Genomic DNA, 7,978 nt, shown 5'->3' with positions numbered 1-7,978 from the left:
TCCTTCAGCTCGTCCATGATCACATGACGGCTGGCTTTTCCATCGCCCTTGATCTCCAGCGCAACGCCATTCTCCTGCACCTCTTTTAACCTCTGAGGCACAACCAACGCAATACCGTTTCCCTTAGCGTCCTCATAATGCCCCCTGCGTTCAAACGAACCCTCAGGGAAAATCCCCCGATAAAACTCAAACGGCGTCACCAGCTTCAGGTACCGCCCGAGATGGTTGTTCTTTTCCCGATAAAGCGCCCGCTGCCGCTCCAGAGCAGCCTGCTGATCCATACTCATAAAATCACCTCGCAAAAGAAAAAGTAGCAAAAAGAAAATCCGCTGCGGGCGGGAAGGGGGAAAAGGGGAGCCAAAGAGCGCCGCCTACGGCGGCTTAAAGAGAAAGTCACCTCCCCTTTTCCCCCTCGCTCCGGGGCATGGAAATGATGGAAAACCTTTCAGGTTTACCACATTACCACACCCCTCCGCACACCCCCTTTTCCTCTCCGCCTTTCTCCCTTTCAGAGAGAAGAATTTCTTTTTTTTAGCCATACCCCTTAAAGGGGGGCATATATTATCAATAGAGTTTTTCCCTGTTTTGATTGTTATTATAGCCTGTCCAGGAGAGCTTTTCAAGTCCCCTGGACAGGCTTCTTTACCTCTGGAATTAAATCTTCCGGAACATCTCCCAACGGCTTAATGTGTACGATTGCCACTTCCCAATACTTAGATCGAAAATTCCGTTTTAACCGCTGCTGCCGAGCAATCACCACATTTCCACGATAAAAAGAATCTTCCGGATTCTTCTCCATGGCCGCCCGCATCTTTTCATAGCTACCGTTATATTTACCAGTTATGCCGATCTTGGCAATCAACCACTCTTTCCCCTCTGGGAACAGTTCATCTTCTATCTGCTTTCTTACTACCGATTCCGCAAACTCTACTGAATACGGACTCTGAATGATGGTTTCCCACAGTTTTACTTTATACAACTGCTTTCTTCCATCTCTAAAAGAGTATTCTTTTTCTTCTGAGTGTACTACTACATACCCAGGCCGCTCCTTTTTAGGCTTCAGCCCTCGATCCGCATTGGCCCGTTCTTTTGCGATTCGCAATAAATTAGCGTTCAGGCGGCGCTGGTGGGCGCTCTCCGCCCGCTCCGCCTCCAGGGCCACCCTCCATGCCTCTATCGCCTGGTTGGCCTTCAGAGCGGCTTCCTGGACCTTTCTGTCGGCTTCTCTGTTGGCCTCTCTTATTTCTTTATCCGCCTCGGCCTTTGTAATCCTGGCTTTCTGCTCCGCATCGGAAAGCTGCCGCAGCAGCTTGGCATATTCGGCCTCCGTCAAAATTACATGGGTACATTCTGGATCAGACTGACCGCCAGGGACTTCCCTGTAACCCATCATTGTCTTTTTTACAAACTCACCCATGGCAGCGCACCTCCTTACAGGCCCCGAATATAGTTATCCGCTACGACGCTGATTCGGTTATGCCCCAGCGCCTTGCTGCAGATCAGCATAGCAGCCTTGTCCAGTTTCTTCCCCGCTTCATCTTTTCGGCAAGTATAAACCTCGCTTTGATAACGCCGCCCGGTGCCACGGTTTACCCGGTCATAGGGAATCTCTTCGATTGCCCTGGCATGAGCCTTGTAGATCGCCGTGGCATACTCCGCACGATAACCGTGGATGTCGGCGCAGTTATGGACGTGCTGCCACACCTTCTCCTCTGGCGGTGTATCAGTTATCCGTTCAATGATCTGCCCCGCATTTTTGCCTATAATCGGGCTTAAACGCTCTCGTCCACCCTTTCCGTTGCGGACATGGATAAACCACTCCTCCGGGAACAAACATGCGTCCTGGAGCATTTCAAGGCGCTTTGTGACGCTCGGTGCTCGCTGCTCCTCCGGGATTTTTTGCAGTTCGGAGATCTCCGCCTCAATTTGCGCCCTGGGCACCAGATCTTTCCCACGCAGCTCCTGCAACTCCTTTCGCCGCAGACCGGTCCCTCTGCAAAATTTTATCAGTTCATCATTGTTCGTCTTGGAGAAATGCTTGTCCCGCACCCGGTCCCCCCGGCTCCGTTTAATCTCCTCACGGTTTCGCTTGGGCGGCTTAAAGTAATTCTCGTCATCCGGGGAAATCCCGTATAGCTTTCCCAGCGCTTTCGCTTCGAGCTGCACCGTCCACGCTGAAAGCCCCTGATCCACTCTGGCCTGAAGCCACTCATTGGTGTACTTCTTCGCGCTCTTCAGCGTCGTACACTCCGGATGGTTATCCTTGATGTACTTGATAAAATACTTCGTATGCTTCCAGTAGTCCTTATAGGTGTTGAAGGAAAATATTTTGTCCTTCGCTGTACCGTTGGCTACCGCCTCTTTTTTGCTTTCGCCAAATGCCTGCATCCCCGTAAGCCGGTCATAGGCTTGCTGGTGCAGATCTTTGAAGTACGCTTTATTTCTACGTCCCATTCCGACTTCCTTTCGTGCATCTATATTTGTATAAATCTATATTTCTATAAAACTACATAATTATTTTCTTAGTTTTATAGACTTCTACATTTCTCGTTCAAGCTAAGCCGCCTCATGCCAGCTCCATTCGGAGACTCGGCAATCGGCAAAATACACTTTTTAACGTCTTATGTATGACGGGTTTGGGATTACTCCCTACACTTTTTTGATCTGCTTATGTGTGCAGCTCTGATTTATTGAGATCTACGGCAGTTCAGATTCTGTCGGCACCTTTGTAGAGGGTGCAGCTCTCCGGAAGATCTACAGTATTCCGGCTACTATCAGAAAGTGGATAGGAACAGATACGTTTTATTTACCGGCACGTTCAAAAGGATTACTAATGCCGGGTCCATGATGCGCTTTCCAGTTCACAAAGGTTACTACGGCAAGCCACGCATCACACAGGTGTATCGAACCTAAAGTGGCTTCTGATTAGCAAATCGCTAAACCCCCGACCGGCATATCTGCCAGCTAAGACGCTCTGGGCCTAATTACTATTTACCCTCGCCCAGACGAGCTTCATTCTTCACTTCTGCTGCCGACCACACGCCTCCCGCAGCCACCATCTATTCCCCCTTTCTTTCAAGTCTCCAATCAGCGTCTACCGTAGCCTTTTCTATCCAAAAACATCTTACCATATGTAACTGGCAGTGTCAACATATTACTAAAATTAACCTTATAACGGTTTACCCGTTCATATATAAACGGGTAAACCGTTATGAAAAGAGTGTAGGCGTAATATTAAAGTTACGCCTACACCAATATCTTATTACTTTAGTTTGAGAGTGTGCTGCCTTGAATTATAGAGAGAGCCATCAGCCTTGTAAAGTTCTAAGTCAATAATCCACCAAGTATCGACAACCCTTTCTTGTCCAGTAAGATTGTCCACCTTTATTTTTTCTTTTACTTGCTTATAGATTTTCACATCTCCCGGTTCACTCATATCATAAATTGCAGATCCCAAATGAAATACTACGATCGCCACAACTCCCGCAGGAAATTTCGTAGAGAATGTACACGAAGCAATAGCTACTTCTGCTGCTGTTTCCGCATCTTCTCGACTCTTCGTCGGCTCAACAATTTTATATTCTCCATCTTTTTCTCTGCTCGAAAACTTATATCGATATGAGTATCTATTTGATGTAAGCTCATTATGATTTTCAATGTTTTTTGCAGACACGAAAAGAGAGCCTGCCATAGCAATCGCCAAGATGAGTGAAATCACTTTTTTCATTTTTGTCTACCTCCCTTGTTTATATAACGCTTCAGTGTATACTCGATTACCCGTAGTAGTGCATACACATTCAATCCAAGAATGATGAGGGATTCGTAATGCAATGTTCTTCCGAAAAGAGCAGCGCAACTTGTTCCTACAGCGGCGGCAATCACTAAGCTCAGCTCGCCGATTGCCGCACCACAGACAAAATTATAAAGTTTTATGATCATTTACTCCCCCTCACTTAACAATTTACAACGCTCGTTTTTCATCATCAATATTTCACATATCCAGACACATTAATTGTCTTTGAAGAATTGTTCCTCACTGCAAAAGTATAATTACCTCGCTCAGTAACGGTAATCGTCCGATCAAAGCTACCGCTGTTAACGCTTAGAAAATGAAAAATTCCATCTTCTGTAATCAGGCCAAAGTCAACTTCAGCGTCAAATGGAGAATATGACGCCTTTATCGTGACCTGTTCCCCCGCTTCCAATGGAAAACTTGTTTTTGCTTTCACAAGTTTGTGTCCCGGAACATCTATTCCAAATCTTCCCGATGCACGCATTAAAACCGGCGTTTCTATCTGCCCAGTAAGTTCTATTGCACCACTGTTGATGCAGAGAAAGCTTGCTACCAACACCAATGACAGCACCATGCAAAAAAACTTTCTCATTTTCACTCTCACCTCCTCTCCCTCTTTACCTTTACCATTCAAACTGAAATTCTCCTTCTGATGATGTATCTACACTTTCTTTCTCCATTTTTTCTATTAGAATATTCTGTTTAGCTCGCTCTTTTGCAACTGTACAAGCGATCACAACAACTGCAACCAGAAGGAGTATGGCAACGCTTATAACTACTCTTTTTGTTTTTGTCTTGTCCCTCTTCTGCGGTACCGTTCGTTCGCTGCATTGCGTACCTGCTTGACCCTTGTCATGTCCTCTTTCTATGGTATCGTTCAACAGATAGTCAACCGGAACCCCATATAATGCACTAAGACTTTTAAGATTGTCTGTGGATGGCAGCGCCACTCCAGATTCCCAGCGTGAAATAGCTTGCCTGGAAACTTCCAGTTTCTCTGCAACAGCCAATTGTGTCAGCCCGTTCTCTTTACGCAAAGCGACAATCTTCTCTTTTAATTCCATACTTTTCATTTTAATTTTATTCCAACAGCTTCTATAATGTAAACCTCTTGCGGTTTACATTTAGGCAATCATAGATTGCCTTTTCAATTTTTCTCATGTTTTTACAGATATTTTGTCAATCCTGCTCGCAAAGCGTCGTTGACTGATTCCGTCAGATTCTTTCCTTCCTCCAGCGCCATCCTACGCAGTGCCTTATCAATATCCCGATCCAGATAATAGGCTCGCTGCACTCGGTCACTATTTTTCTTTGCATTTTGTTCTTCAGCAACAACAGCATTCTCATTTTGGCGTCCCGCTCCGATGATAGACTTAAACGCTGCCTCCCGGTCAAACTTTGCCTTCCCTTCCATTATTCTTTTACTCCTTTCAGAAATTCATCAATAAATGCTTTATAGTCCTCTGCTACCGTTGACTTATCTGCATAGTCAAAAATATCACGGCTGTTTGCCTGTGCCTCTTCGACCGCCACAGCAGATCTGATGTAAGTCTTGTAGATCGGCGCAGAAATGTATTCGCTAAGCTGCTCCGCAAGCTCCTTCATTTGTCGGCTGATATTTGCCCGCGGATTAAATCTCGTAAACAAAATTCCTCTCACTTTGACTGCCGGATTGCAATACTTCTGAACGCTGGTGACGGTCTCGTTGAGCTGAGAGATCCCGGCGGTCGCAAAAATCCCCGCCGTTGTCGGAATCAGAATATCGGTGGCACAGGTAAAGGCATTCACCGTCAGAACCCCCAGGGAGGGCGGCGTGTCGATCACAATAAAATCGTAGTCGCCAGCGACCGGAGCCACGGCCTCCTTCAGCCGGTGTTCCTTGCCGGTCTGGGAGAGTTCCTGCTCTGCGCCAGCCAGCATAATATTGGCCGGTACAACGTCATAGCCGCCCTTCGTGTGCTGAATGGCGTTCTGGATGCTGGCTGCCCGCTTCATGACCTCATAAATCGTCTGGACATTATAGTTCTCTGCTCCGCAGGCCGTAGAAAAATTTCCCTGCGGATCGAGGTCAATCCCCAGAACCCTGTATCTCTTCGCTGCCAGTCCTGCAGCCAATGCCTGGGACGTGGTTGTTTTGCCGACACCGCCCTTTTGATTTGCTACTGCAATAATCATGTACTCACGCTCCTATTTTTATAGTTTCATATTTTTGTAGATAACTATATTTGTATTTTACTATATTTATAGATATATAGCAATATAAAAAGCGGAAGATCACGCTGTTCTTCCACTTTTTCATTACTGCCAAGACATTTGAATTTTTCTATGATTGTCCGCACAATCCCTCAAATAGAGATTGATAAGGGTCTGATACGGGATTCCATCTACTGCTGCCATAGTCTTAAAATACGTTTACTCATGCCCTTGATTTTCCGCAGCAACTCCGCTTTTCCTATGCCTTGTACTGCCCCGTCACGCTGCAACTCTTGGAGCAACTTATTGATCCGTTTCAGCGTTTTCTTGTCCTCTGACTGCCAGTACAGGTAATCCGCCCAAGCGTCAGGCGAAAAGGTAATGTTATATGCCATCGCCCACCATCGCCTCCAGCTCCTCCATCGTTTTCACAATCCCAAGGCCAGCGTGAACCTGCTCCAGCCCTCTCTCCAATTTCCCAAGATAGGCAGCATTCCGCTCCGCCTTCTCCAGCTCGTTAAAGCGTTCCTCGCTAATGATTACAACGTTTTTTTCAGCTTTTCTGGTTACAATTACCGTCTCTCCTCTGTCTGTCACCCTATCACAAAAATCCTTCAGGCGACCACGGGCAGTCGTAAAGTTAATAGCAATCATAAAAGACACCTCCAGTCTATATTATGTACCGTTTCTTGTCCTTTTTATTGTACCTTATTTATCAATTCAATTCAAGTCTTTTCTTTCTCATGTGATGTAAATATCATCCCACCACTTGCGTATCGTCTTAGGATCAAGGCCAGTGTCCCTATGGCAATCTGCCTTGCTCCCTTCTGGGTGCTGCTGCCGCCACTCCAAAATCTGATGGCGCCCAGATGGGCGACCTCCCCCCGTAACATCATCCCCCAATTTTGCTTTTATCTCACGAATTCCGCGAGCGAATTGTAAATGCTGTTCCTGCTTACGCCAATTTCTCTTATTGACCGGCATAGTCATGCCGGAGAGCTTGGCAATATCATCTCTCGGAAATGTCACATAGTCCTCGTTGAACATCTCCAGAGCGCACACAATATCGTCCTTTGTAAAGCGGTTGATGTCCTCCTCGCTCATATCATCGTATGGTTTAAGCAGGGCGAAAGCATCCCGGCGCAGCTCCGCTTCGTCTATGTTGCATTTCTTGGCGTAAATGGCCAGCGTCATGATTCCGTAGAACCGATGGCCCACACGGATCTCCTCGGCGATCCGATGCAGCCACCAATCATAGAGATCCCGCTTCACCGTCCAGCGCCCCCGACGTTCCTTCTTCACCACCCGGCGCTCATACCAGTCTGGGTACTTCTCTTTTGCCTCGGCCAGTGACAGGCGGCTCTTTCGCATGAGCGCCTGTATGCGCTGCTGCTCACCGTTGCTGTCTGGGATATAGTCAAGCAGCTTCTCCAGCTCCACCGCACCGCCATACCGATAGGCCACCACGGGATATTCCTTTCCCAGCTTTGTGCCGGTTCCCACCACACGGAAGCCCTGCAAAATACCCTGCATCTGCGGCTCACGGATGGACGAGGTAAACCTGTTCCAGATCTGCCGGGTAAGGGCATATTTCAGTTCCTTCAAAATCTTCTGATTATGCGGATACATGGGAACCGGCTCGGTCAGCACATAATACAGGTGCAGCCCTGTCCCGCTGTTTACTACGAAGGTTGCCTTGGGAATAATGTCCTTATTCATCTGATGCAGTGTGTCACGAAGCTGCGGCATACCTACGCCGTCCAGATCAAACACCATCGCATAGAGATAGCGGGCATTCTGCCCCCGGCGCTGCCGACCAAAATACGAGATGGGGGACATGATCGTAAAATCGGTGTTCTTAATATCCTCCAGTTCCTTCAGCTCGTCCATGATCACATGACGGCTGGCTTTTCCATCGCCCTTGATCTCCAGCGCAACGCCATTCTCCTGCACCTCTTTTAACCTCTGAGGCACAACCAACGCAATACCGTT

11 protein-coding genes and 1 pseudogene are annotated in these 7,978 nt (G+C 47.3%); all 12 read right to left on the bottom strand.

The genetic code is table 11. The features are described 5' to 3' along the window. Window positions 1-287, bottom strand: a pseudogene (locus KQI17_RS13075) (hypothetical protein); the annotation flags it as partial. Between the two features lie 332 nt (window positions 288-619). Next, window positions 620-1,417 carry a hypothetical protein gene (locus tag KQI17_RS13070; protein WP_216496644.1) on the bottom strand — a complete coding sequence of 266 codons (798 nt, stop codon included), beginning with the start codon at window positions 1,415-1,417 and terminating at the stop codon, window positions 620-622. Between the two features lie 14 nt (window positions 1,418-1,431). Then, window positions 1,432-2,454: a hypothetical protein gene (locus tag KQI17_RS13065; RefSeq protein WP_216496643.1), complete on the bottom strand. Its 1,023-nt coding sequence runs from the start codon at window positions 2,452-2,454 to the stop codon at window positions 1,432-1,434. A gap of 808 nt (window positions 2,455-3,262) precedes the next feature. After that, window positions 3,263-3,727 carry a hypothetical protein gene (locus KQI17_RS13060; RefSeq protein WP_216496642.1) on the bottom strand — a complete coding sequence of 155 codons (465 nt, stop codon included), beginning with the start codon at window positions 3,725-3,727 and terminating at the stop codon, window positions 3,263-3,265. Further along, on the bottom strand, window positions 3,724-3,939 hold the full coding sequence (locus tag KQI17_RS13055) for a hypothetical protein (RefSeq protein WP_216496641.1): 216 nt from the start codon (window positions 3,937-3,939) through the stop codon (window positions 3,724-3,726). Before KQI17_RS13055 ends, KQI17_RS13060 begins: the two co-directional genes overlap by 4 nt. A gap of 44 nt (window positions 3,940-3,983) precedes the next feature. Then, window positions 3,984-4,427, bottom strand: a complete 444-nt coding sequence (locus KQI17_RS13050) for a hypothetical protein (protein WP_216496640.1) — start codon at window positions 4,425-4,427, stop codon at window positions 3,984-3,986. Next, on the bottom strand, window positions 4,417-4,857 hold the full coding sequence (locus tag KQI17_RS13045; protein WP_216496639.1) for a helix-turn-helix domain-containing protein: 441 nt from the start codon (window positions 4,855-4,857) through the stop codon (window positions 4,417-4,419). Before KQI17_RS13045 ends, KQI17_RS13050 begins: the two co-directional genes overlap by 11 nt. Before the next feature lie 101 nt (window positions 4,858-4,958). After that, window positions 4,959-5,207: a hypothetical protein gene (locus tag KQI17_RS13040; RefSeq protein ID WP_216496638.1), complete on the bottom strand. Its 249-nt coding sequence runs from the start codon at window positions 5,205-5,207 to the stop codon at window positions 4,959-4,961. Then, a complete protein-coding gene (locus KQI17_RS13035) occupies window positions 5,207-5,968 on the bottom strand; it encodes a ParA family protein (protein WP_216496637.1) in 762 nt (253 codons plus the stop codon). Before KQI17_RS13035 ends, KQI17_RS13040 begins: the two co-directional genes overlap by 1 nt. 209 nt (window positions 5,969-6,177) lie before the next feature. After that, window positions 6,178-6,381 carry a type II toxin-antitoxin system YoeB family toxin gene (locus KQI17_RS13030; protein WP_216496636.1) on the bottom strand — a complete coding sequence of 68 codons (204 nt, stop codon included), beginning with the start codon at window positions 6,379-6,381 and terminating at the stop codon, window positions 6,178-6,180. Then, window positions 6,371-6,640, bottom strand: coding sequence for a type II toxin-antitoxin system Phd/YefM family antitoxin (locus KQI17_RS13025; RefSeq protein WP_177305783.1), 270 nt, complete (start codon window positions 6,638-6,640; stop codon window positions 6,371-6,373). The genes KQI17_RS13030 and KQI17_RS13025 overlap by 11 nt, the downstream gene beginning before the upstream one ends. Before the next feature lie 87 nt (window positions 6,641-6,727). Continuing rightward, a partial coding sequence (locus tag KQI17_RS13020; RefSeq protein ID WP_253285837.1) for a hypothetical protein occupies window positions 6,728-7,978 on the bottom strand: 1,251 nt, incomplete at its 5' end.

It is taken from the genome of Oscillibacter sp. MSJ-31 (assembly GCF_018918025.1).
Classification (GTDB): domain Bacteria; phylum Bacillota; class Clostridia; order Oscillospirales; family Oscillospiraceae; genus Hominicoprocola.
This window is presented reverse-complemented; position numbering and strand designations above follow the sequence as displayed.

What these genes read in the sequence shown, in the direction of transcription:
- KQI17_RS13070 (WP_216496644.1), bottom strand. Translation starts at nt 1,417, where the DNA reads ATGGGTGAGTTTGTAAAAAAGACAATGATGGGTTACAGGGAAGTCCCT.
- KQI17_RS13065 (WP_216496643.1), bottom strand. Translation starts at nt 2,454, where the DNA reads ATGGGACGTAGAAATAAAGCGTACTTCAAAGATCTGCACCAGCAAGCC.
- KQI17_RS13060 (WP_216496642.1), bottom strand. Translation starts at nt 3,727, where the DNA reads ATGAAAAAAGTGATTTCACTCATCTTGGCGATTGCTATGGCAGGCTCT.
- KQI17_RS13055 (WP_216496641.1), bottom strand. Translation starts at nt 3,939, where the DNA reads ATGATCATAAAACTTTATAATTTTGTCTGTGGTGCGGCAATCGGCGAG.
- KQI17_RS13045 (WP_216496639.1), bottom strand. Translation starts at nt 4,857, where the DNA reads ATGGAATTAAAAGAGAAGATTGTCGCTTTGCGTAAAGAGAACGGGCTG.
- KQI17_RS13040 (WP_216496638.1), bottom strand. Translation starts at nt 5,207, where the DNA reads ATGGAAGGGAAGGCAAAGTTTGACCGGGAGGCAGCGTTTAAGTCTATC.
- KQI17_RS13035 (WP_216496637.1), bottom strand. Translation starts at nt 5,968, where the DNA reads ATGATTATTGCAGTAGCAAATCAAAAGGGCGGTGTCGGCAAAACAACC.
- KQI17_RS13030 (WP_216496636.1), bottom strand. Translation starts at nt 6,381, where the DNA reads ATGGCATATAACATTACCTTTTCGCCTGACGCTTGGGCGGATTACCTG.
- KQI17_RS13025 (WP_177305783.1), bottom strand. Translation starts at nt 6,640, where the DNA reads ATGATTGCTATTAACTTTACGACTGCCCGTGGTCGCCTGAAGGATTTT.